The organism is Sandaracinaceae bacterium (assembly GCA_016706685.1).
Taxonomy (GTDB): Bacteria; Myxococcota_A; Polyangia; order Polyangiales; family Houyiibacteriaceae; genus JADJJE01.
In genome coordinates this window covers 1-24,127 of sequence record JADJJE010000004.1, presented here as the reverse complement: position 1 = coordinate 24,127, position 24,127 = coordinate 1, and the positions used below count along the sequence as shown (strand labels likewise).

At 70.8% G+C, this 24,127-nt stretch carries 18 protein-coding genes and 1 pseudogene; 13 read left to right on the top strand and 6 right to left on the bottom strand.

The genetic code is table 11. The features are described from left to right. Nucleotides 1-2 precede the first annotated feature (2 nt). Nucleotides 3-584, bottom strand: coding sequence for a hypothetical protein (locus IPI43_07975; GenBank protein MBK7774066.1), 582 nt, complete (start codon nt 582-584; stop codon nt 3-5). Between the two features lie 70 nt (nt 585-654). Beyond that, nucleotides 655-2,490 carry a signal peptide peptidase SppA gene (gene sppA, locus IPI43_07970; protein ID MBK7774065.1) on the bottom strand — a complete coding sequence of 612 codons (1,836 nt, stop codon included), beginning with the start codon at nt 2,488-2,490 and terminating at the stop codon, nt 655-657. A 248-nt stretch (nt 2,491-2,738) separates the two neighbouring features. Between sppA and IPI43_07965 the strand changes: the two genes are divergently transcribed. Next, entirely contained in the window at nt 2,739-3,221 is a 483-nt protein-coding gene (locus IPI43_07965; GenBank protein ID MBK7774064.1) for a roadblock/LC7 domain-containing protein, read from the top strand. A gap of 9 nt (nt 3,222-3,230) precedes the next feature. Next, a pseudogene (locus tag IPI43_07960) lies at nt 3,231-3,831 on the top strand (GTPase domain-containing protein). A gap of 1 nt (nt 3,832) precedes the next feature. On the opposite strand, the gene IPI43_07955 reads toward IPI43_07960, so the two are convergent. Continuing rightward, complete coding sequence (locus tag IPI43_07955) at nt 3,833-4,591, bottom strand: hypothetical protein (GenBank protein MBK7774063.1); 759 nt, start codon at nt 4,589-4,591, stop codon at nt 3,833-3,835. Nucleotides 4,592-4,747: 156 nt separating this feature from the next. Between IPI43_07955 and IPI43_07950 the strand changes: the two genes are divergently transcribed. From IPI43_07950 to IPI43_07900, 11 genes are all read left to right on the top strand, one after another. Further along, complete coding sequence (locus tag IPI43_07950; GenBank protein MBK7774062.1) at nt 4,748-5,383, top strand: polyhydroxyalkanoate synthesis regulator DNA-binding domain-containing protein; 636 nt, start codon at nt 4,748-4,750, stop codon at nt 5,381-5,383. Nucleotides 5,384-5,463: 80 nt separating this feature from the next. After that, nucleotides 5,464-6,195 (top strand): sigma-70 family RNA polymerase sigma factor, encoded by a 732-nt coding sequence (locus IPI43_07945; GenBank protein ID MBK7774061.1) that lies wholly within the window; start codon nt 5,464-5,466, stop codon nt 6,193-6,195. 23 nt (nt 6,196-6,218) lie between these two features. Continuing rightward, nucleotides 6,219-6,980, top strand: a complete 762-nt coding sequence (locus IPI43_07940) for a zf-HC2 domain-containing protein (GenBank protein ID MBK7774060.1) — start codon at nt 6,219-6,221, stop codon at nt 6,978-6,980. Between the two features lie 68 nt (nt 6,981-7,048). Beyond that, nucleotides 7,049-7,390, top strand: a complete 342-nt coding sequence (locus tag IPI43_07935) for an ATP-dependent Clp protease adaptor ClpS (GenBank protein MBK7774059.1) — start codon at nt 7,049-7,051, stop codon at nt 7,388-7,390. Then, entirely contained in the window at nt 7,390-9,708 is a 2,319-nt protein-coding gene (clpA, locus tag IPI43_07930; protein ID MBK7774058.1) for an ATP-dependent Clp protease ATP-binding subunit ClpA, read from the top strand. Before IPI43_07935 ends, clpA begins: the two co-directional genes overlap by 1 nt. Then, a complete protein-coding gene (locus IPI43_07925; protein MBK7774057.1) occupies nt 9,705-10,418 on the top strand; it encodes a hypothetical protein in 714 nt (237 codons plus the stop codon). Before clpA ends, IPI43_07925 begins: the two co-directional genes overlap by 4 nt. Then, complete coding sequence (locus IPI43_07920) at nt 10,403-11,134, top strand: leucyl/phenylalanyl-tRNA--protein transferase (GenBank protein MBK7774056.1); 732 nt, start codon at nt 10,403-10,405, stop codon at nt 11,132-11,134. The genes IPI43_07925 and IPI43_07920 overlap by 16 nt, the downstream gene beginning before the upstream one ends. A gap of 21 nt (nt 11,135-11,155) precedes the next feature. Next, the gene (locus IPI43_07915) at nt 11,156-15,208 is read left to right on the top strand and encodes a hypothetical protein (protein MBK7774055.1); all 4,053 of its coding nucleotides are present in this window, start codon (nt 11,156-11,158) and stop codon (nt 15,206-15,208) included. Beyond that, complete coding sequence (locus IPI43_07910) at nt 15,201-15,794, top strand: DUF1318 domain-containing protein (protein MBK7774054.1); 594 nt, start codon at nt 15,201-15,203, stop codon at nt 15,792-15,794. Before IPI43_07915 ends, IPI43_07910 begins: the two co-directional genes overlap by 8 nt. Before the next feature lie 197 nt (nt 15,795-15,991). Continuing rightward, on the top strand, nt 15,992-19,627 hold the full coding sequence (locus IPI43_07905; protein MBK7774053.1) for a PD40 domain-containing protein: 3,636 nt from the start codon (nt 15,992-15,994) through the stop codon (nt 19,625-19,627). A gap of 23 nt (nt 19,628-19,650) precedes the next feature. Beyond that, nucleotides 19,651-20,175: a hypothetical protein gene (locus IPI43_07900; protein MBK7774052.1), complete on the top strand. Its 525-nt coding sequence runs from the start codon at nt 19,651-19,653 to the stop codon at nt 20,173-20,175. Between the two features lie 185 nt (nt 20,176-20,360). Here the strand turns inward: IPI43_07900 and IPI43_07895 are convergent, their stop codons facing one another. The 3 genes from IPI43_07895 to IPI43_07885 form a co-directional block, all read right to left on the bottom strand. Beyond that, nucleotides 20,361-20,594: a hypothetical protein gene (locus IPI43_07895; GenBank protein MBK7774051.1), complete on the bottom strand. Its 234-nt coding sequence runs from the start codon at nt 20,592-20,594 to the stop codon at nt 20,361-20,363. Then, a complete protein-coding gene (locus IPI43_07890) occupies nt 20,591-21,688 on the bottom strand; it encodes a hypothetical protein (GenBank protein ID MBK7774050.1) in 1,098 nt (365 codons plus the stop codon). The genes IPI43_07895 and IPI43_07890 overlap by 4 nt, the downstream gene beginning before the upstream one ends. After that, nucleotides 21,616-24,127: hypothetical protein (locus tag IPI43_07885; protein ID MBK7774049.1), on the bottom strand; the 2,512-nt coding region annotated here is incomplete at its 5' end. The genes IPI43_07885 and IPI43_07890, both read right to left, overlap by 73 nt.

The window sequence follows — 24,127 nt, the reverse complement described above, 5'->3', positions numbered from 1 at the left end:
GTTCAGAGCTCTTCGTCTTCTTCGGACGGAGCGTCCCCTTCCGCATCCTCTTCGTCCCAGCTGACCTCGCGGCCGGTGACCGCGGTGCTGGAGCCATCACACGTGTCGGGCCCCTGACGGCGGCGCTTGGTGGCGGTCCAGGGCCCGCCGCCCGTGCGGTCGTCCTCCATGCCCCACTCACCGGCGATGACGTTGTCGTTGTCCTCGTTCAAGCTGAGGCGGAAGTAGCCTCGGCCGCTCACGTTGACCGGGTTGCCGGGCACGTAGGTGCGGGACTCTTCCCAGTCGAACCACAGGATGTCGCCATCCACCTCGCCCGTGATGCGCCCGGAGCGCTCGTTCTTTTCGTAGGTGCCGATGACGTGCTCGCCCGTGACGCAGAGGTGCATGTCACCGTATTGGGGCGAGACCCACGCGCCGTGGAACGAGCCACCGGTGGGCATGGTGCCGGGGTGGACGCCGCGGGCGCCGTTGCCACCGCACGCGAGCAACGCGAGGGCAGGAACCAGCAGGGCGAGCCCACGCAGGCGCGGGAGGGTGCTGTGGGACGAGACGGGTTGGGAAAGGCGCGGCGCAGAGTGCATGAAGACAGGGACCTCCGGAGGCGCGAGGATAGACGAGCGCGCACGAAATGGAAACCTGGTGTGATGGGGCTCAGCGGATCTCGGGGAGCCCCAACGCGTAGTACAGGACCCGCTCGTTGGCGCCCACCAAGCCGAACAGCTCGGCGAGCTCCGGCGCCAGGGGCCCCAGCAGCGCGCGCAGCATGGGCGCCAGCCGGTCGATCGCTTCGGGCGTGGCATCGGCGCCCAGCTGGGCCGTGGCATCGCCATCCACCATCAGCCGGCGGATGGCGCCATTGACCAGCAGGGGGCGCATCTGCAGGACCACGGGCTCGAGGCGCGCGCGGTCGGACTCCGACACCTGTGCGCGGGAGCGCACCTCCTCGAGCGCCACCTCGAACCCTCCCAGACGGTCCACCAAGCCGCGCTCGGCGGCCTGCCGCCCGGACCAGACGCGTCCGCGTGCCAGTGGCTCGATGACGTCCACCGACTGGTGACGCCCTTCGGCGACCAGCCGCACGAAGTTCTCGTAGAAGGCGTCCAGCTCGGTGTCCAGGATCTCGCGCTCGCGCGCGTCCAGCTCGCGCGCGGGGCTGAACATGTCGGCGTGGGGCGCCGAGCGCAGCACCTCGGTGTGCACGCCCACCTTGTCCAGCAGGTCGCGCGCCAGCAAGCGCGCCGAGACCACCCCGATGCTGCCGGTGATGGTGACGGGCTGTGCCACGATGGCGTCGGCCGGCGCCGCGATGTAGTAGCCCCCGCTGGCCGCGACGTCTTCGAAGTAGGCGACGACCGGCTTCTCCTGCTTCAGGCGGACCACCTCACGGTGGATGCGATCCGAGGCCAGCGCCGAGCCACCGGGCGAGTTGATCAAGAGCACGACGCCCGCGCAGAGGTCGTCTTCGCGCGCCGCCCGCAGCGCCCAGAAGGTCTGCCGGATGCCGCGTGGCTCCTCGTCGTTGTCTCGGATGGCGCCCTGCACGCGCACCACGCCCACGTAGGGGCGCGACCGCAGCGGCAGGAAGAACTCGGCGTCGGCGTGGTCGAGGAAGTCGCCCGCTCCGCGCAGCACCACGCTGGGTCCGCTGGGCGTGCGCTTCTTCTTGCCCTTGGTCTTCGGCGCTGGTGCACGAGGGTGGTCGGGGTAGAGCCCGGCCAGCACCTCACCGAGCTGGTCCTCGTAGGCCACGCCGTCGCAGACGCCCGCCTCGATGGCCCGCTCCCCCCGCAGGAAGCCGGCCTCGAAAACCGCGGCCACGCGCTCCGGGGTCATCCCCGGGCGCCCCAGAAGGGCATCCACCAGGTCGCCGTGCAGCCCCGTCAGCAGGGCCCCCAGCTGCTCCCGCTGCGGGTCGCTCATGCTGTCGCGCGTGGCCGTCTCGGCGGCGGTCTTGAACTCCTTGCGGGCAAAGGACTCCACGCTGACGCCCAGCTTCCCCAGCATGGACTTGATGTAGCGGCTCTCCATGGAGAGCCCCAGCGCCATGAAGGTGGCCTCGGGTCCCAGCAGGATCTTGGACGCCCCGGCCGCGACGTACAGCTCCAGGTTGCCACCGCCGCGTGGGAGGTAGACCACCACCTGCTTGCCCCCGTCGCGCAGCGTGCGGAAGACGTCGCGCAGCCCACGTGCGCGGGACCAGCCTGCCTGCAGAGGCGGCAGCTCCACCAGCACGCCGCGCACGTGCGGGTCCTTGGCCGCGGCGATCGCCAGCCGTCGGAGCGCAGCCAAGGGGGTGGGCTGGCGCTGCGCCAGCTCGGGCACGAACCGCGCGAGGCTCGGCAGGGCGCTCGAGAACTCGGTCAGTCGCGGCCTCAGCTCGAGATGCAGCCACCCGTCGGTGGAGGCGCGGCGACGTGCGAGTGCGTAGACAGGGTAAAATGGCGCCTTCAGGACGTTGGCGGCAGCTCGGAGAGGTGTGGACAGCAAGCGGGGCTTCCTCGCGCGGTGAGGGCGCACCATGCGCACCCCGTTCCCGCGTGACAAGGGCAGCCCGCTCGCGGCGCCGGGCGTTTTGCCTTCCGCATGCTTGGGGCTTTACCGACTGGGCATGCATCTGGTAGTACCTGGGCTTCCGCGCTGCCCGCGAGCCACCCCCATTGGGGTCCAACCGGGAAGGCGGAGCAAGTACCGATGCAGCGCACACATATCGAGCTACGGATCGCCAGGAGGAGTTCATGACGAACCCGCAGATGGTGATGTACGAGGAGGAGTTCAACCAGATCCAGACGATCGTCGATCGTCTGGTTCGTGAGGCGAACGCCCAGGTCGTATTCATCATCGACAAGAACGGCCAACTCATCGCCAACGCCGGCGAGACCGAACAACTGGACACCACGTCCCTCGCGTCCCTCACGGCTGGCAACATCGCCGCGACGGGTGGCATCGCAAAGCTGCTGCGCGAGAACGAGTTCAGCACGCAGTTCCACGAGGGCGAGAAGAGCAACATCCACATTCAGCTGGTCGGGAACCGGGTCATCCTGGTGGTCATCTTCGACAACAAGACCAGCCTGGGCTTGGTGCGGCTGCGCGTGAAGAAGGCCAGCGAGCAGCTGAACCTCATCTTCGAGGCGCTCTTGAACAAGGTGCAGGACCCCAATCAGGAGACTCCCTTCGCCGAAATCACCGATGACGACATCGACAACCTGTTCAACGATTAGGAGCTGATCGTGTCGTTCATCAACTACATCAACCGCGAGATCAACTGCAAGATCGTCTTCTACGGGCCGGGTCTCTGTGGCAAGACCACGAACCTGCAGCACATCTATCAAAAGACGAACCCCGAGGCGAAGGGCAAGATGATCTCCCTCGCCACCGAGACGGAACGCACGCTCTTCTTCGACTTCCTCCCGCTCGCGTCTGGGTGAGATCCGCGGCTTCAAGACACGCTTCCACCTCTACACCGTCCCCGGACAGGTGTTCTACGACGCCAGCCGCAAGCTCATCCTCAAGGGTGTGGACGGCATCGTGTTCGTGGCGGACTCGCAGATCGCCCGCATGGAGGCGAACATCGAGTCCATGGAGAACCTCCGCACCAACCTGGCGGAGCAGGGATACAGCTTGGACAAGCTGCCCTACGTCATCCAGTACAACAAGCGCGACATGCCCAGCGTGGCTTCGGTGGAAGAGCTGCAAGAGCTGCTCAACCCCAACAACGTCCCATACTACGAGGCCTGTGCGGCCAGCGGTGAGGGCGTGTTCGACACACTGAAGGGCATCGCCCGCCTGGTGCTGGGCGAGCTGAAGCGCGGCGGCGCCGGCGGCACCTGATTCACGCTGGCCCTGCGAGCGATAGCGAGAGGTCGGTGCACAGTCTTCGGACCTGCGCCGGAATCTCGCCGCTGCGGGCCACGCTGCGCCGCTCTGCCACCGTGAGCAGCGGCACCAGCCGCACGCCCACCTCGAGTGGACACCACGGGTTCTGAACCAGGGCCAGGCGCACGGCCTGCCGGGTGGACCAGCGCAGCGAGCGGAACACCTCGCGCAGCACCGCGGGGTTCACGGGGCGCCGTGCCGCCAGCCGCACCACGTGGGCCTCCACCAACGAAGGGTTCCCGAGCAAGATGGCGATGACCGCCGGGTCGGGGTCCCGCAGCACGCGCGCGATGAGGTTGGGGTCGCGCCCCCGCGCCACCGACTTGCGCTCGCCCAGCGTCAGCGGGCGGCCTGCCCCGAAGTCCGGGACGCTCAGCGGCGCGCCTTCCGGGGTGGCCTCGGCCTGAGGCACGAGGTAGCTGGCCACCAGGCCGTCTCCTCGCAGGCGTGCGCTGAGCGCCGCCCGGGCCCGCAGCCCGTCCCACTCGCTGGCCTCGAGGGCGTGGCCCAGCGCCGCCAGGACGTCATGGGCCGCAGGGTCACCCTGAGCGACCCCCGAGAAGGCGTCCGCTACGAACGTGTGGAGCCCCGTGCCATCTAGCTCCATGAGGGCCGCCCGGAGGCCGCCAACGCGCAACGCAACGTCCTTTACACCGCGCAGGCGACGCGCGAGGCTCTGGAAGTCGCTCTGGTCCGGCGCCGCGGAGTCGCGCATGATGCAGAGAGTGACGAACGCCCACGCTTTGCGCCAGCTTGACGCACTGCATCACTGCGGGCTATTTGCACAGGCGAGGTCCCCCGTGTCCCCCCTCAGAACCTTCGAACGAACGTCCCTGTCGAGGACGAGCTTGGTGCAGTCAGGATGCCCGGTATGAACGAGATCGCCGTCGGCACCCCGCGCGTCATCAAGCGCTACGCGAATCGCAAGCTCTACGACACGCGCGAGAGCCGCTACGTGACGCTGCAGGACATCGCCGAGTTCGTGCGGGTGGGCCAGAACGTCCAGATCATCGACAACAAGTCGAAGGAAGACCTCACGCGGGTCACGCTGGCGCAGATCATCTACGAGGAGGAGCGCAACGGTGACGAGCGACGCACGCTGACCAGCCTGCGGAGCTTCGTGCAAGAGGGCCGCGACCGCATCGTGAACACGTTCATGGACGGCCCCATGGGCAAGCTGGTGAGGCGTGACGACGACGAGGCCCCGCCTCACCGGCCCAGCGAGCCGCCGCCCCGTCCGGCCACCAGCCCCCCGCCGCCCGCGGAGCGCTTCGACCGCAAGCTCATGGCGGGGTCCAAGGAGGCGCTGGACGAGTTCCAGCGCAAGGCCGACGACCGCGTGAAGTCCATCGTGCAGAGCGCCATGGGCACCGTGCAGCAGCTGCAGACCGAGGTGCGCAGGCTGCAGTCCCGCATCGAAGAGCTGGAAGACCGGCTGGTGTCCGTGACGCGCCGGGGCCGCGAGCCCGACGAGCCGCACGCCGATGAGGCCCCCGAAGACGAGTAGCCGGCCCCACTGGCCGGGAATCGTTGGGCTATGGCATGCTGGGGAGAATAGAACGCCACCGAGAGCGTTTCCCCTCTGCCATGGGCATTTTCACCAAGAAATCCAACACGAAGGCCGCCGAGAAGCTCCGCTTGGAGTTCGAACGCGAGGCCCTGCCGCACTTGGACACGCTCTACGGAGCGGCGCTGCGCCTGACCCGCGCCCCGGCCGAGGCCGAGGACCTGGTGCAGGACACGCTGTTGAAGGCCTTCCGCTTCTATGACCGCTTCGAGGCTGGGACCAACCTCAAGGCCTGGCTGCTGAAGATCATGACCAACACGTTCATCAACCGCTACCGCCGCACGGTGCGCGAGCGGGCGGTGTTCGATGGCGAGATGGCGCGCCCCGTGGGGGAGGCCACCATGAGCCGCGCCACCATGCGCCGGCTGCGCAACCCCGTGGACGACGTGGAGCGCAAGATGCTGGCGGACGAGATCGAGGCGGCGCTGGTGCGCCTCCCGGCCGAGCACCGCGTCATGATCGAGCTGGCGGACATCCAGGAGCTGTCGTACCGGGAGATCGCAGACATCGTGGGCTGCCCCATCGGCACCGTGATGTCGCGCCTGCACCGGGCCCGCAAGACCATGCAGGGCGAGCTGGTGGAGCAGGCCCTGGCCATGGGCATCATCCAGCCGGCGGCCGCGGCAGACGTGGCCAACGTGAACGACGCACCCATCTCGCTGGCCGAGTTCCGGCAGCGGCAGGCTGAGCGCGCCCTCGGCGACGTGGCCACTCAGGGTCACGGACAAGGAAAGGACGTGGGGCACGTATGAAGTGCGAGCTGGTCCAGCGGAACATGGGAGCGCTCGTCGATGGCGAGCTCGACCCCGCGACGCAGATCGAGTTCGAGCGTCACGTGGACGTGTGCGCCGACTGCCAGGAGCTGTTGGAGCTCGACCGCCTGATCCGGCACGAGCTGCGGACGCGGGCGCAGGCCACGGTCACGCCCACCAGCCTCGAGGAGCGCGTGCGGCTGGCCCTGCAGCAGGCCCCCGAGCAGCGCCGCGCGCCGTTCATCACGGTGTCGCCGGTGCCGCTCAAGCAGGCCGTGCCCATGGTGGCCGCCGCCGCAGCGCTCTTCCTGGTGGTGGGTAGCGCGGGCGTCACGGACGACGCCAACGTGGCCTCCGCCAGCATGCTGGAAGACGTGGTGCAGCTGCACTCGAGCCAGCTTCCGTCGGACGTGGCCGAGCCCGACACCACCCAGGTGCAGCGCTACTTCCAGGGCCGCGTGGCCTTCCCCGTGCGGCCGGCTCGCTTCGACCGGCAAGACGCTCGGCTGGTGGGCGCGCGTCTCTCCCACGTGCGCGAGCAGCGCGCCGCGGCCCTGTTCTACGAGGTGCAGGGGCGCCGGGTCACGGTGGTGGTCTTCCCGTCGCCGGATGGCGTGCCCGCAGGGGCGCCCGTGCGGCTGGGCAACAACGACCTCTTCTACGGCAGCGTGCGTGGCTATGCCGTGCCGGTGCGCCAGCACGACGGGCTTTCGTATGCCTTCACGGGCGACATGGACCGCGACTCGCTCATGCGGCTAGCGGCATCGGCCCGCGTCAGCCCCTGAACGCCTTGCGGGGCTCGGCTCCGCACGCTCCGGGATGTGCGTGGCGCGCTCCCTGCTACTCTCTCGTCATGGCCAAACCCATCGAAGATGACGGCGACGTCGTTGTCGAGACGCGCACGAGGGAGAAGACCAAGCGCCCCCCCATGTACCGGGTGCTCATGCACAACGACGACTTCACCACGCGTGACTTCGTCGTTTACGTGCTTATGAGCGTGTTTCGCCACACCGAAGCGAGCGCCACGCGCGTCATGCTGCACGTGCACCACAACGGCGTGGGTGTGGCGGGGGTCTTTACGCGAGAGGTCGCGGAGACCAAGATCGACACGGTAGAGAAACTGGCCGCTGAGCACGAGTTCCCCCTCCGGCTGAGCATGGAGCCCGAAGACGGGCCCAAGGAAACGGACGACTGATGGCTGGACCAAGCATCGCGAAAGACCTTCAGAACACGCTGCGCGAGGCCTTCGCCACGGCAGAGCGCATGCGCCACGAGTACGTGACGCTCGAGCACCTGCTGCTGGCGCTGCTGGACGACCGCACTGCCGGGAAGGCCATCAGCGACTGCGGTGGCAACCGCGCCCGCATGCGCGCCCGCCTGAACGAGTTCCTCGAGGAGTCGCAGGCGCCCATGCCGGCGGGCGTCACCTTCGAGGCCCAGCAGACGCTGTCGCTGGACCGCGTCATCCAGCGGGCGGCCATCCACGCCATGTCGTCGCAGATGGACACCATCGACGGCGCGCACGTGCTCATTCAGTTCTTCAAGGAAGAAGACTCGCACGCGCTCTTCGTGCTCCAGCAAGAGGGGCTCACCTCGCTGACCCTCAAGCAGTACGTCTCGCATGGCGGCGACACGGGCGGGAAGATCGTGAAGCGCCGTGGCGACCGCGCTTTCGATGACGACGGCCAAGAGGAAGAAGAAGGTGAGGGGGCCGCGGCCACCGACCCGCTCGAGGCGTACACCACCGACCTGAACGCCGAAGCGGAGGCCGGCCGCATCGACCCGCTGATTGGCCGCGCCGTGGAGCTCGAGCGCATGCAGCAGGTGCTGTGCCGGCGCCGCAAGAACAACCCGGTGCTGGTGGGCGAGCCGGGCGTGGGCAAGACCGCCATCGCCGAGGGCCTGGCGCTGCGCATCCACGCGGGGCAGGTGCCCGACGTGCTCGCGAAGGCGCGCGTCTTCAGCCTGGACATGGGCGCGCTGGTGGCCGGCACCAAGTTCCGCGGGCAGTTCGAGGAGCGCCTCAAGGGCGTGCTCAAGCGCCTCAAAGAGATCCCGGGCGCCATCCTGTACATCGACGAGCTGCACATGATCGTGGGCGCGGGGGCCACCACCGGGTCCAGCATGGACGCCGGCAACATCCTCAAGCCGGCGCTGGCCGACGGCACGCTGCGCTGCATCGGGTCCACCACGTACCAGGACTACAAGCACCTCGAGCGCGACCGGGCGCTGGCGCGGCGCTTCCAGAAGATCGACGTCGCAGAGGCCACCGTGGAGGACACCATCCAGGTGCTCAAGGGGCTGCGGCCTTCGTACGAAGCGCACCACGACGTGAAGTACACGGACGAGGCGCTGGACGCGGCCGCGCGGCTCTCGTCCAAGCACATCGCCGAGCGCTTCCTGCCGGACAAGGCCATCGACCTCATCGACGAGGCCGGTGCCTTCGACCGCCTGCTGGGTGACGCGCGCTTGAAGCGCATCGACACGCCGCAGATCGAGCGCGTGGTCAGCAAGATCGCGCGCGTGCCCATCGAGTCGGTCACGGCCGTGGAGCGCGAGCAGCTGCGTGGGCTCGGGCCCGCGCTGCAGAAGGTCATCTACGGGCAGGACGACGCCATCGAGACCATCACCACGGCCATCACGCTGGCGCGTGCCGGGCTGCGCGCGGACGAGAAGCCGGTGGGCTCGTTCCTGTTTGCCGGGCCCACGGGCGTGGGCAAGACCGAGCTGGCCAAGCAGCTCGCCAAGGCCATGGGCGTGGAGTTCATTCGCTTCGACATGAGCGAGTACAGCGAGCGCCACACCGTGTCGCGGCTGATCGGCGCGCCCCCGGGCTACGTGGGCTTCGACCAGGGCGGCCTGCTCACCGACGCCATCCGCAAGCACCCGCACTGCGTGGTGGTGCTGGACGAGATCGAGAAGGCGCACCCCGAGCTGTTCAACATCCTGCTGCAGGTCATGGACCGCGCCACGCTCACCGACAACAACGGGCGCGAGGCCGACTTCCGCAACGCCGTGCTGATCATGACCACCAACGCGGGCGCCTTCGAGGCCACCGCCAAGGTGGTGGGCTTTGGCGGTGAAGCCGCCGAGAAGAGCCTGGGCGAGTCGCGCGCGAAGGCCGCCATGGAGCGCACGTTCACGCCCGAGTTCCGCAACCGCCTGGACGCCGTGGTGTACTTCCACGCGCTCTCGCGCGAGATCATCCGCCGCGTGGTGGACAAGGAGATCGGGCTGCTGGTGGGCATGCTGGAAGACAAGCAGGTCACGCTCACGCTCACCGACGACGCGCGCACCTGGCTGGCCGAGCACGGCTACGACGCGGCGATGGGCGCGCGGCCCATGGCGCGCCTGGTGGAGACCAAGCTCAAGAAGCCCATCGCCAAGGCGTTGGTCTACGGTGACCTGCCCGAGGGCGGCACCGTGCAGGTGCTGGTGGAAGCCGACGACATCGTGCTGCGCTTCGAGGCTGGCCCGCCCAAGGGAGCCAACAGCGGAGCCGTCGAGGCGTGAACGGGGCTCAGCAGGAGGAGGTGGAGCGGGCGCTGCGCGAGAGCGCGGACGACTGCCGCCTCGCGCGCGCGGAGCGTGACGCCCTCGGGCGCCTGCTGGCCAGTGTGGTGGTCTCCGCCGACGACGCCGCCTTCGTGCGCAACCGGGCGTTCGACGTGGTGCGCGAGCACGACCTGGCCGCGGACGGGCACACGCTGCTGCGCTGGCTGGAAGACGTGATGCGGCTGCTGCCGGGGCCGGCGGCAAAGGCCAGCGGGGGCAGCGCGGGCGAGGCCCACTTCAGCCCCGGCGAGGCGTGCCGCGCGCGCATCATGGGGCTGCTGGACGGGGCTCGCACCAGCGCCGACATCTGCGTGTTCACCATCACCGACGACAGCATCTCGGAGCGCATCGTGGCGGCGCACCGACGCGGCGTGAGCGTGCGGGTCATCACCGACAACGAGAAGTCGCTGGACGAGGGCTCGGACGCGCGCGGGCTCGAGCGCGTGGGCGTGGCGGTGCGCGTGGACCGCTCGGAGGCCCACATGCACCACAAGTACGCCATCTTCGACGAAGAGGTGCTGCTGACCGGCAGCTACAACTGGACGCGCAGCGCGGCGCTCTACAACCGCGAGAACCTGGTGGTGACGCGCGAGGCCCGGTTGGTGGCGGCGTTCGGGCGCGACTTCGAGACGCTGTGGGGGGACCTCGAGCGATGGTCTTCCTCCTGAGCGACGCGCTGGCGTTCCCACCGCCCGAGCGCGCCTCGGCCGAGGGCCTGGTGGCCGTGGGCGGCGACGTGGCGCCGCAGCGCATGCTGTTGGCCTACAGCCAAGGGATCTTTCCGTGGCCCGCCCAGGGCGCGCCGCTGTTGTGGTTCAGCCCGGACCCGCGCTTCGTGCTGCGGCCCGAGGACGCCATCATCGGCCGCACGCTGCGCAAGCAGATCGCGCGCGGGCGGTTCGAGCTGCGCGCCGACACGCGCTTCCGCGACGTGATGCGAGCGTGCGCCACAGTGCCGCGCCCGGGCCAAGCGGGCACGTGGATCACGAGCGAGCTGCTGGAGGGCTACACCCGCCTCCACGAGCTGGGCTTTGCGCACAGCATCGAGGCGTTCGAGGACGGAGAGCTGGTGGGTGGGCTCTATGGCGTGAGCCTGGGAAGGGCCTTCTTCGGGGAGTCCATGTTCGCGCTGCGGCCGGACGCGTCCAAGGTGGCCTTCGCCACGGCGCTGGGCCACTTCATCCGCTGGGGCATCACGCTCGTGGACTGCCAGGTGCACACCGCGCACCTGGCCAGCTTCGGGGCGGTGGACTGGCCGCGCTCGCGCTTCCTGAATGTGCTGCGCGAGGTGGTGGCGCACCCTACCCGCATGGGCCCATGGCGGCTGGACGCGACGCCCGGCGAGGTGCTGGCCGCGCTGGGAGTGGCAGGCGATGTGCGGTGAACGCGCTACGCTGAGACGCCCGTGACCGTCACACCCGAAACCCCTGACGCGCCCCCTGCGGAGCCGCCTGCCTCGGCGGACACGGAGGCCTCCGCCACGCCGGCCCGGCGCCGCCGTTGGTTGCGCGTTCTGGCGTGGCTGGTGGGCGGCGTCTTGCTGGCCACGGCGCTTCTGGCCGGCCTCGGGGTGTGGGCGCTGGGGCAGCTGCACCACCCGCGCATCAAGCCGCACGTGGTGCAGGCGGCGCTCGACTACGGCGGGCTGCAGCTGGACTTCGCGGTGCTGCGGGTGTCTCCGTTCAGCGGGGAGATCCACGCGGAGGGGCTGTCGTTCGAGCAGCCGGAGCGCTTTGCCCAACACGCCCCCGAGTGGCTCACGGTGGAGGCCGTGGACGCCGAACTCGACGCGCGTGCGCTGCTGGACGGCGCCGTGCACGTGCGCGCGCTGACGCTCACCGGGGCGCAGCTGCACGTGGTGCGCGACGCGCAGGAGAACACCTTTGACCTGCTGTTCCCGAGCGACCCGGACAGCACCGCTCCGGCCACCCCGCTGTCGGCGTCCCTCACACTGCTGCGCGGCCTCGGTGTGGAAGTGGACGCGCTCAGCATTGAGCTGGCGCTCGCCGAGGTGATCGAGGTGGAGGGCAGCGAGGTCATCTCGCGGGCCGCGCTCCGGGACGTGGTGATGGAGGGACACCTGCACGAGCGTGGCGAGGCGCTGGACGTTCGCGCCGCGCTGCGCTCGCCCGCCAGCGGACACACACAGCTCACGCTGTGGCAGAGCGAGTCGGCCGCGCGTGACGCGGAGGGGCAACCGCTGCGCGCGGCGCTCGACCTGGGCAGCGAGCTGACGCTCGACGTAACCGTGGCCGTGGCCGACGACGTGCAGCTGGCGGCGACCATGGAGGCGCGGCCGGAGGGCGAGTGGGCCAGCCTGACCAGCGCGCCGCTGCGGGGCGAGGTGGCCCTGGGGCTGCGCTTCATCGAAGCCGAAGGGCGCACCGAGGTGGATCTGCGCGTCCCGTCGGCGCTGGGCGGGCTGCTGTCGGGCCAGGTCACGGGTGAGCTGCGCGACGACACGCCCAGCACCCTGCGCGCCGCGAGCGGCCGCGTGGACGCGCACTTCAGCGAGCTGCCGCTCACCATCCCGGGCGTGAGCGCTTCGGGCTTTCGCGCGGCGCTGGTGCTGGCCGACGCCACGCTGGGGCCCGAGGGCGTGGCCGGGCAGGTGGACCTCGAGGCCACGCTGGCGCGGGCGGACGTGACGGGGCAGACGCCCGGGGGGCACGTGGAGGAGGCGCGCGTGTCGCTCCACACGCGCGCCAGCGCGGCGGGATTCGAGGCCTACGAGCTGGACGTGAGCGCGCGCAGCTTTGCGTACCGCGACGGCGCCGAGGGCGAAGCGCTGGGCGCGGACGGCGAACAGCTGGCGCTGCGGATGACGGGCCCCACGCTGGACGCCGCCTGGCTGGCCGCTGAGGGCACCACAGCGAGCCCCGGCGCCACAACGGCGTCTGGGCCTGCGGCCGACGTGCTGACCGTCACGCTCGCGCGCCTGGGGCTGCAAGCGGACCCGGCCAGCACGCTCACGCTGCAGGCGCCCGACCTGCGCGCCGAGGGCCAGGGCCTCTTGCGGGCCGTGCTGCTGGGGCAGCCGCTGAACGGAGACGTGACGCTCACGGCGCAGCAGCTGTCTGCGCGTGACGGCCGCGACCGCCTGGACGCCGCGCCGCTGCACACCCGCGTGGCCATGCACGGGCTGTTGCTCGCGGGGCACGGCATGTTCGGCTTGGGCGGCGCGCTGGACCTCACGCTGGACGGCGACGCCAGCTTCGTGACGGGTGGGCAGGCCGGTCAGGCACGCGGGCTGGCCCCGCGGCTGCACGTGGACTTGGACGCCGGCAGCGTGAACGGCGACATCGCGCTTGCCTCGCTGACCACGCGCGAGCGCGGCGAAGAGGCGCTGAGCGTGCGTGACGTGGCGCTCACCGTGCGGGCGGAGAACCTGCTCTCGCTCGCCCCCCCGCAGGCTCGCGGTGAGGTGCACGTGGAGGGGCGCGTGGCCCATGTGGCGAGCGGCGGCACGTCGCTCTCGCTGCCGCGCGTGACGCTGGACCTGCGCGGTCAGGGCGGCGCATACGCGCTGCAAGCAAGCGGCCGTGTGGCCCAGCTGGAAGCCGAGGGGCAGCGCTACCCGGGGACGCACCCGCTCCGCGTGGTGGGCAGCGCGGACCTGCGTGCCCATGTCTACGAACTGGACGCGCGCCTCGGGTCGCCCGCGGGTGAGAGCACGCCCGAGGCTGGCGAAGAAGCCAACGACCCCGAGGCACCCGAGCTGCACCTCGCCGTGCGCGCGGCCCTGGCCGACGATGGCCGCACGGTGAACCACCACGTGGAGGGCTCGGCACGGCAGCTAGCGCCCTTGCTGGCACCGTACCTCCCGGAGGGCACGCAGCTCACCTTCGACGATGCCTCGCTCACGGGCGGCGGCGCGCTGGCGGACGCGCTGGCCCGCCCGGCGCGCTCGGGCCGCTTCTTGGACCTGCGCACCGACCTGGCCCGCGTGCTGAGCAGCGAACAGCAGCTGGCGCTCACCTTGCGCAACCTGCGCTACGCCACCGAAGGTGGCCTCGAGGCCACGGCGGCCACCGCGCAGCTGGACGTGAGCGCCGTGCAACGCGAGGGCGGAACGCAGGTGACGCTCACCTCACGCGCGCCGTCGGCGCACATCATCGACGGGCGCCAGACGGCGGACATCGATGACCTGAGCGCGACGGTGGTGGCCACGCTGCCGGACCTCGCCGCGCCCACCACCGGGCAGTTCACGCTGGACGTGCGCGCGCGTCACGTGGGCCAGACGTTCCTGCGGGGGTACCCCGTGGGGAACCTGCACGTGGCGGCCGCGCTGGAGGCCACGCCCATCAGCCTCACGCTCAGCTCGCTCACCATCGAGAACCCCCGCGGCCGCACGCGTTTCGAGCTGAGCGGCGCGTACGAGGGGCAGCTCAGCGCGGTGCGCGCGGGCCGCGAGGTACACGCCGCCGCCGCCATCTACGGGCGCGAGGCGCTGGGCCTGAGCGGCACCTTCGAGCAAGACCTGATGGCCTTCTCGGGCACCAGCTTCGCCCGGCGCGCGCGCGGCACCCTGCGTGTGCCCGTGCGCATCGAGTCGGGCGACCTCTCCACCTTTCGCGTGAGCGCCCGCGTGGAGGCGCACGACGTGCACTACGTGGACATGGCCTCGGGCATCGCCATCGAGGGGCTCGAGGGCGAGATCCCCATCGTGGAGGTGCTCACGCTCACGGACGACGGCTACGTCATCCAGGCGAGCGGCAGCGCCAACCCGCTGGGCCGCGCGCGCTTCCCCGACGTGCAGCCGTTCCTCGAGCGCGACGCGTTCTTGTCGGCCACGCGCATCCTGATCGCAGACCAGGTGCTGGGCCCGCTGGCCGGCAACCTGCGCGTGGAGGGCACCACCGTGGCGCTCGACCGCCTGCAGGTGGGCTTCCGCAGCGGCGTGCTGACGGGGCAGCTGGAGGCCGACCTGCGCCCCTCGGCGGCGTACGTGACCATGCGCGGCAACGCGACCGGCGTGCAGGGGCGCGAGCCGGAAGACCTGCTGGACGCCAACTTCGCGCTGCGCTTTGCGCCGGAGACGCTGGCGCTCGACGGCAGCCTGCAGCTGGTGCGCATGAGCAAGTCGCACCTCGAGGCGCTGCTGGACGTGCTGGACCCCTACCGCGAGGACACGAACATGAACACCATCCGCGCGCTGCTGCCGTTCGGCTATCCGCGCTTCCTGCGCGCGCGCGTGGAGGACGGGCTGATGGACCTCGAGCTGCGCCTGGGCGGCATCGCGGGCGTGGCCAGCATCCAGGACATCCGCGCCATTCCCATCGCGCCGCTGCTGGACGACTACGTGGCGCCCATCGTGGACCCGTTGTTTCGGGTGCCGGCGCGCAACCCGCGCGACGAGGACGAGAGCGGCGGCGAGGGCACCGATGCCGGAGAGAGTGACGCCGCAGAAGGCGAGGCCAATGCCGAGCCCAGCGAGGAGTCGAGGGAAGATGAGTGATCGGATCAGCCGCAGGGCACGCACCGTGGCGTTGCTGGCCGCCGCGTGCGTGGTGGGTCTCTCCAGCGTGGCGTCCGGCTGCGTGCGCGCCGAGGTGGCCGTGGTCAGCCAGCACACCGCTCTCGAGCGGCAGGCCGCCGGCGAATACCCCGACCGCGAGCAGCGCCTGGACGACGCCGCCATCGAGCCCGGCCCCGAGGCCATTCCGCGCGAAGACCTGGCGGCCAGCGGCGAGGGCGGCGAGCTGGGCGTGGTGGCGCAGCTGGTGGCGCGCGCCGAGACCGACGACGAGCGCATCGAGGCCCTGCTGGACGCGCGCTGCCTGGGCGAGGGCGCCGATGGCCTGCTGGTGCCGCGCCCCGACGACTGCCGCGTGGACGTGGACCCCGACGAGGTGGGCCGCCTGAGCGCGCGCGAGAACCTGCACCGCCGCCAGGTGTGGGAGTTCCTGGCCGAGCGCGCGCCGGGCCGCAGCACGGACGACGCGCGCCGGGCCTGGCGCGAGCTGCACCTGATGCGGGTGCCGTGCGGGGCGCTGGTGGAGCTGCGCGCCGGTGAGTGGCGCGAGAAGGAGTGCCGCCGGTGAAGGCCACGGGCTCTCTTCACGTGGACGTGGACGTTGTCGTTGACGGCGACGGCGACGGCGACGCGTTCTCTCATGGCACGCACGGTGCCGATCAGGGTCGTTCGCGCAGGTGCGGTTGGCGTAGCCCGTCGCCGTCGCCGTCGCCGTCGCCGTCAACGCTCACGACAACGACTACGAAGGCCAGCCGTGGGCTCCTGGTGCCTCTGGTTCTCGGGTTGCTCTTCGGCGCGGCCCCGCGGGCGGTGGCGCAGCTGGACGGCCTCGAAGACGAGCTGGCGGTGCGCATGCCCGTGCGGCTCACCGCGGGGCACAACAACCACCTGATGGCCAGCTACGCCGAGGGCACCGACTCGCTGTATTTCATCGGCGACGAGCTGGGCACCACCGAGATCCTGGTGCAGTCGCCGCCGAGCGCCGCGCCCACGCCGGTGTTCGACGCGCTGGGCGACCATGCGTTCCCGCGCGTGAGCCCCGACGGTCAGCGCCTCGCGTATCTGTCGTTCGTGCACGACTCGAAGGGCGACGTGTGCGTGCGCAACCTTCCCTCCGGCAGCGAGCGCTGCGTGACCGACGACGAGACCGCCGAGCTCGAGGTGATCTGGCTGGATGAAGGCGCGACCCTGGGTGTGCTCTCGCGCCGCGACCTGCACAGCGGGTTCATCTTGCACGCCATCTCCGCCACGGGCGGGGCACCGCGGCGCTTGCTGGAGCGCGACATGATTGGGCTCGCGCGCTCCCGCGACGGCGCGCACCTGGCCTACGTGGCGGTGGAGGCGCGCCGCCCGGAGATTGGTGTGAGCTTTGCCAGCCGCGTGGGACGCGGGCTGCACGTGATGCGCATGCCGGGAGACGGCGCCGTGGGGCGCGAGGCGGTCTTCGTTCCCGACCTCCCGGGCGTGTCGGGCTTCCCCGCGTTCTCGCACGACGGACGCTTCATCTACTTCTCGCAGTACCTGAACGACACCAACCGCGACGGCGTGATCGACGGGCGGGACAACAGCGTGATCGCGCGCGTGGGCTACGACGCGTCGCGCGCGGACCCCTTCGCGGGGCAGGATGTGGAGCAGCTCACGAGCTCACGCTGGAACTGCCACTACCCCGCGCCCACGCCGCGCCGGCTGCTGATGACCTGCTCGCACGGCGGGTCGCTCGACATCTATGCGCTCCCTCTCGACGGCGTGGTGCCGGCCGCGTGGGACATCGAGCGCCTGCGCGCCGAGCTGCACGTGGCGCGTGACCGCTGGGCACAGCTGCTGGTGGCCAGCCGCCTGATGGTGTTGCTGCCGGAAGGGCCGGGCCGGCACGGCGCGCAGCAAGAGGTGGTGGCGCTGCACCTCGACCTGCGCGAGCACGAGTCCGCCATCTACTACGCGAGCCGCCTGGCCACACAGGCGGGCGCGAGCACGCCCATGGCCGCCTGGGCACAGCTCATGGAGGCGCTGGCGCGGCACCGCCGTGAAGACCTGGCCCTGGCGCGTGGGCAGCTGAGCCGTGCCTACGTGGACAGCGAGCGGGCGCGTCTCACGGCGGCGCGGGCGCTGTGCCCCAGCGGAGCCCCCTCCGCAGCGGGGAGCCCCGCAGCGGGGAGCGCCGCAGCGGGGAGCGGGGTGCCTGCCACCGCTCGGCCCGCAGCGACCGCCACGCCGAGCACCCCGGGCGCCCCCAGCGCGCCCAGCGCCGAGGATGTGTGCGCCTTGTCCTGGCTGGTCGCGAGCGAGCTGCTCGATGACCTGGGCGACAAGGCCCCCGCGCTCGAGGCCCTCGAGACACTGGCCCGCGAGCACGTGGACCGCGTGCGTGACCCCCACACGCTGCGCCTCTATGGCGCCCACGCCGCCAAGATATACGGCCATCTGGCCGACCGCGAAGGCCGCGTCGCGGTGCAGGCCGCGCTGGCCGCGCACCCCGCGCTGTCGGTGCAAGAGCGCATCGTGCAGGCGCTGGACGTGGTGAGCGAGCTCACCCGCGGTCGCGAGCGCCAGGCGGCCGACATGGCCCTCGAAGCGGCGCGGGCGCGCAGCCCCGAGGGCGGCGAGCTGCGCCTGATGCTGGACGTGGAGCTGGCCCTGCGCAGCCTGCTCACCCCGCTCGAGGTCAGGCTGGCCGAGACCGAGCTGACCGACGACGCCGCGCGCGCACACGCCACGCGGGCCGTGGAAGAGGCGGCGCGCGAGCGCATCTTCGCGCTCTACACCGGCGACACCAACGTGGACCGGCGCCGCGCCATCGCGCTGCGCACCGTGCAGTTCGCGTCGCGCCACGGCAGCGAGTACCTCCAGTACCAGTTCGCCACCACGTGGGCGAGCGGCGTGCGCCCCGAGGCCCCCGAGCGGCGTTACGCTGAAGAACTCTATCGGGCCATCGTGCTGGAGCGCGCCTACGGCGAACTGCACGAAGCAGACCTGCGCGAGGCCGCGGGCTACTTCTTCCAGGCCAGCCGCAACCCCGGCACGCTGGACGCGCACGTGGGCTTCATCGAGGCGCGCGCCGCCCAGGGCGAAGACCTGCGCGAGTTCTACGACGAGCGCTTTGAGCGCACCCCCGACGACCCGGCCTACCTCTTTGCGCAGGCCTACATGGACGCCCGCGAGCTGCCGGGCATCCCGCGCACCGAAGCCGGCAACGAGCGCTTCGCCAGCCGTGTCGCGGCCACCCTCGCGCGCCTGATGCGCGTGGACGACGCCCTCCCCCGCGACGTGACCGTGCACCACCTGTGGGGCTACGTGCGCCACGAGCAGGCGCGCCGCGAGCGCTCGCGCGTGGCCGCGGCCGAGGCCAACCACCACTACCTGCTGGCGCTCGACCTGGCCCACGCACGGCCACGCGCGCGCGCCGCGCTGCTGCAAGCCCTGGGCACGCTGCAGGCCTCGCTCGGCAACCACCGGTTGGCTGTTCAGCACTTCGAGCGCCGCGCGCGGCTGCCCTTCCCGCGCCCCGAGGCCCAGCTGGCCTTCCACCTGGCGCTGGCTCGCAGCCTCTTCCATGCGCGCCGCCAGCCCGAGGCCGTGGCCGCCGCGCGCGAGGCGCTGCGCTTCCTGGGGGCGCACCCGGAGCTCGCCAGCCACCGCGCGCTGGTGCTGGATCAGCTGGCCTTCCAGCTGGCCCGTCAGGATGAGCACGCGGAGGCGGCCACACGCTACGAAGAGCTGCTGGACGCGCTGGCCGGTGACGACAACTCGCCCGTGAACCGGTTGAAGGCGCTCATTGGCCTCAGCGCGGCGCGCCTCTCGCTGCGCGAGTATGCGGCGGCCCTGGGTGCGGTGGAGCAGGCCCAGGAGGTCCTGCGCCAACACGGCAGTGTGCAGTCGCGGCCCGAAGGCTCGCTGCTGGACCGCTACGTGTACGGGCCGCAGCGCTACGAGGCGCTCTTGATGGGGCTGCGGGCCGAGGCCCTGCTTGGGCTGGGCCGCAACAACGAGGCCGAGCACGCGCTTGCCCGGCGCGCCGAGCTTCTGGCCGGGTTCTTTGGTGAGACGGACGCCGACGACGATCTGCTGCCCCTCGCCCAGGTGTCGCTGCGCCGCGCGCTGGTAGCCCGCGCCGAGGGAGACCCACGCCGCGCCCGCGAGCACGCCGAGGCGGGCCTGGGGCACGTGGCAGAGTTCAACGAGCGCACCGGCAGCGTGGTCACCGACGTGAGTCAGGGGCTTCTGGTGGTGCTGGCCGAGCTGGTGCTGTTCAGCGGCGTCCCGCGTGGGTCGCTCGGCGTGGACCTCGAGGCCCAGCTGGGCGGCGCGTATGAGTTCATGACGCGCTTCCCCAGTCCCCGCTGGCGCCGGGACCGGCTACGCTTAGAGCTGTACCTGACCTTGCTCCGCCTGCGCGCGGAGTAGCTTGCCCCCTGAGGAACCACGAGATGCGCCACCGTAACGGGAACTTCTACTTTGCCCTGGTGCTCGCCGCGCTGCTTGCTCCCGCCAGCGCCTGCGAGGACGAGCCCATCAACAACCCCAACGACGCCGGCGTCAACCCCGACATGGGCGGCTCTGCGGTCACCTTCAACGACATCTACGACAGCGCCACGTTCCAGATGTGCGCGGACTGCCACACGCCAGACGCCCCCGGCCGCGTTCAGGGCACCGAAGCCACCATGGACTGGTCCACCGACATCACCGCGCTCAGCACGCTGCGGGGCACCGCCAGCGGCCTCGAGGGCAACTTCGCCGGCTGCAATGGTGTGCCATTCATCGGCGCCACCTCGGACACCAGCCTGCTCGTCGCCGTCTTGGACCCGGACGTGCGCGCCACCTTCAGCGTGGCGGGCTTTCCGAACTGCAACGCCGACGCCATCGCCGACGAGACGCTGCGGCTGGGTGGCCCCGTGCCGGCGGCCCTGCTGCAGGACCTGAAGGACTTCATCGACGAGGGTGGGTTCGACTGAACGCCCCGCGCGCCGCGCGCGGTTGCTGCACACGCAGCTCGCAGCCCCCGCGCGCGAGAGAGTGAGCAAGAGCACCGGGCGCTGAGGGGACAGAAACAGAGAGGGCGGCTCCGAGTGACTCGGGCCGCCCTTTCGCGTTGTGGGGTGGGTCGCGACCGGAGAGGCCGCGACCCTTGTGGGCTCGCTCAGCGCGCCCGGCGGCGAGCCCTGCGGCCGAGGCCGGCGAGCACGCCGAGGAGCAGCACGAGGCCACCCGTGGTGTCCGAGCCGCTGGTCACGCTAACGGTGCAAGCGCCACCGCCGAGCGCGCCACCGGGCGGGGTCACGGGGCCGGGGCCAGGCACAATCGGGCGACCGGCGTCGTCACGACCCGCGTCCACGCGCACCACGCCGCCTGCGTCCACCATCGGTTCCGTCACGCCGCCATCCTGATCGGGCGGGTCCACCACCACGGGGGCGGGGCCAGCTCCGTGCGGTCCGGCAGCACCGTGGCCGGGTCACCCAACAACAGGTAGATGGACAGCTGTTCGCGCGAGGCGCGGGCGCCGTTGGCCCCCGGCTCCCACAGGCCCATCACCACGTCGCCCATGCGGCCCTGAGCCAGGTTGTCCCCCGTGAGCAGGTGGCGCTGGAACGCCTCCGCGAGGTTGCCCGATTCGTAGCTGTAGCCCGGGCCCGAAGGACCGTACAGCGCGATGGCGCCGCCCGGCGACCCGCTCAGCATCAGCTCCGAGATGCTGTCCATGCCCGGGATCTCGAAGCGCGACGTGGAGCAGGACATCCCGGTGAAGATGGTCAGCGCGTTGCTGTTGGTCAGCCCCGCCACGTCGGCCATGGTCAAGAGGCCGTCGTCATCCAGCTGACTGCTGGCGCCGTGGCCCTGGTAGTGGAACCAGAAGCTGCCGTCGTTGATGGCGCCGAGCAGCTGAGCGCGCGCGTCCGCCAGCGTGAGCGCCGCGCGGTCGAGCCGCTCGGCGTTCACGCGCTCGTCCAGCTGGCCGGCGAGCGTGTCCACATAGCGCGTGAAGTCCTCGCCACGGTTGGTGCCGGACACGAGCAGCGCGTGGCGCGTGAACGCGTCCAGGTCGCCACTCTCGTAAGTGACCACGCGCTGCACGAACGCGTCGGCCTCGGCCACGGTGTGCGCCGGCACGCGGCCGATCGCCACCTCGGGGCGGCCATCGCCGTTGGTGTCGCCCAGCAACATGTCGCTCGCAAAGGCGCCGCGGTCGGTGCGCACCAGCATGGGCGGGATGCTGCCCGAGCCGTGCACCCCCGCGCCGCGGTAGTCGATGTTGCCGTCACCCAGCAGCAGCGCGTAGCGCGGCGCCGTGGACCAGTTCTCGTGCGCCACGCGGAAGAACTCGCGAATGGCATACGGGTTGTGGTCGCCGTGACCGAAGGCGTCGTAGATGTCCTGAACATCCACCACCGCCGTGGTCAGGCCCTGCGTCTGACGACGAGTCGCCAGCGCCGTCGCCGCGTCGAACAGCGCCGCCGGGGCAATGACCACGTAGTCCGCCGCGCGGCTGCTGTCCTCGAAGTGTTGCTCCGAGCGAGCGCGCAGCGCGCTGGGCGCGTGCAGCCGCCCTCGGTGGCCACGAAGTACTCGTGCCCCGCCTGAGCGTCGAACGTGAAGCGCGCGCGCGTGCCGTCGATGTCCGTGCGCGTGGCCGTGATGACCCGGTCGAGCGTGGCGTCCACCAAGAAGGTGGGCGTGCCCGCGGCCGCGTCCAGCTCGAACGCCAGCGCACCGTTGCTCAGCGCCTGGAAGCGCCCGGCGTCCGCGAACTCCAGCGGCGCACCGAACGTGAGTGTGTAGCGGTCCACGTACGCGAACGCCGTGCCCGCCGGCGCCGCTGACGTGGCGCGGATGCGGATGGTGTTGGGGCCTGGCAGCAGCGAGCCTGCCGGAAGCCCGAAGGTCACCACGCCCAGCCCAGTCGTGGTCACCTGGTGCGCTTCGGCTGGCTGCCCGTTCAGGGTCATGCTGAGCGTCAGCGGGCTCTCGCTGCTCAGGCCCGGCGCTGCGTAGTAGGCGAACTCGAACGCGCCGGCCTCGCCGTCCACGTCGTTGAGCACCACCGTCGCGTTGTAGTCCTGGAACGAGCTGTGGTTCCCGATCGCCGCCTGGAACCAGAACTCCTCCGTCGGGTCCGGGCTCACGGCCGTTGCCGCAAACGTGTCTACCTCGTGCACGATGCGCTGCGTGCCCGTGCCCGTCGCCGTGTCCGCCAACGCGCGGTCCACCGCCGCCAGCTCCACGCCCGCGTTCAGCCGCAGCTCATAGGGCCGCGTGCCGCCATAGACGCTGGTACGCCGCCGCGCGGTGAACGCAATGGCGTCCTCCGTGCCGTCCACCTGCGTCCACGCCACGGGGTTCCCGTACGTGGTGATGCTCAGCGAGCCCGCCGCCACGCTCGTGGCCACCGTCTCCACCGGTACCGCCAGCGCATCCGCGATCTCCGCGAACGTCACCCGCATCAACCCCTCTTCCGCCGCCAGCGCAAACACGCCGGTCGGCTCGTCGCCCGCCGCCTTGCGGCGCGCAGCCGGAGAAGGCGCCGCGTCCGAAGCCATGTCCGCCGGCCCGGTGAGGGCGTTGGCCGTCACGCTGAAGTCGCTGCCCGTGAGCGTGGCCGCCCCACTCGTGGTGCGCGGCGTGCCCTCGTAGACCGTCAAGCCCGGCGCGCCGGCTTCGTGCTCCACAATGCGAATGGTCGCGGTGCGGAGGCCGGTGGCCTGCAAGCGGTAGACTGCCCCCTGCGCCGCGTTCGGCAGCGCCGGCAGCACGCCCTCGTGGAGGTCCACCCACTGGCCCCGGCGCAGCGCCGAGACCTGGAACCCGGTGGTACCAGCCTCCGCGACAGTGCTCCACTCGAGCTCACCGCCAACGATGCGGACATCGCCGATGAGCGCCTGAGCCGCCTGGAAGCAGCAGCTCGCTCCCCAGGGACAAATCGTGTCGTCCATCAGGAAGTCCGGATCCCCATCGTCTTGACCACCGGGAAGCGCGCATCCCCAGCCCCCCGCAATCCGGCAAGTGCTGGTGCAGCCACCGGTGCCGTTGGCGGTCCCAGTGTCACAGGTCTCCGTTCCCGCCACTGCGCCGTTGCCGCAGAAGGCTGGCCCTTCGCAAACGAATTGGCGGGGCGACGAGCAGGGCAAATCATTCCAGAGACCATTGGTGTACGACTCGGCGCAGTCTTCACCGTTTCCAAAATCGTTCGGCTCATCGGGATTGGGACCGGTGTCCCACGCGTTGAATCCACCCCACGAGACAGCGTTGTCGAACCAGCGGAATGTGTTCTCCTCATTCCCTGCAACGCCGTCCTCTTCGTCGAGCGCACCAATCCACGCGTTGCTGGTCAGGCGATCTGCCACTCTCCCGTTCTCGAAGGCCGTGGTGATGCTGGACAATCTCCACCCCGGAGCGATGTACTGACAGGTTTGGTCTGCCTGGTAGGCCGACAGCGCGGTCGGGCACTGAACATACTCCCGACTCTCAGCCCCCGCTTCCAACGCTCCGAGTTCGCCAAGATCCATGGGGAAAAGACTAAAGGAATTCCCAGCCGCCGTGCACGCCGGCGAGCAGGCGCCACCAGACCGCGAACAGTACCACCCCGGAGTAATCTCGCAGCCAACGCAGCCGCCTGTTGGACCAGCAGAGCCTTCGTCGCAGTCCTCGTCGTCAGACACGATGCCGTCGCCACACGTGGCGGTGCTCAGGGCACGCTCACAGATGAACGCACGGGTTGCCGTGCATGGTTCAGCATCCCAACGGAACTCACCGCTGGGCGTAATCTGGGCGCAATCCCCGCCGCTGGGCTCGCCGTTTCTCCAGTGGTTGTAGCGCTCACTCGATGAAGTCCCTGTGTTGTAGAACGCCTGGCCCGTGCCGTCCTGCCACCCACCCAGTTGCTCGCAGAGGACGCCAGCAGTCCAAGTCGAC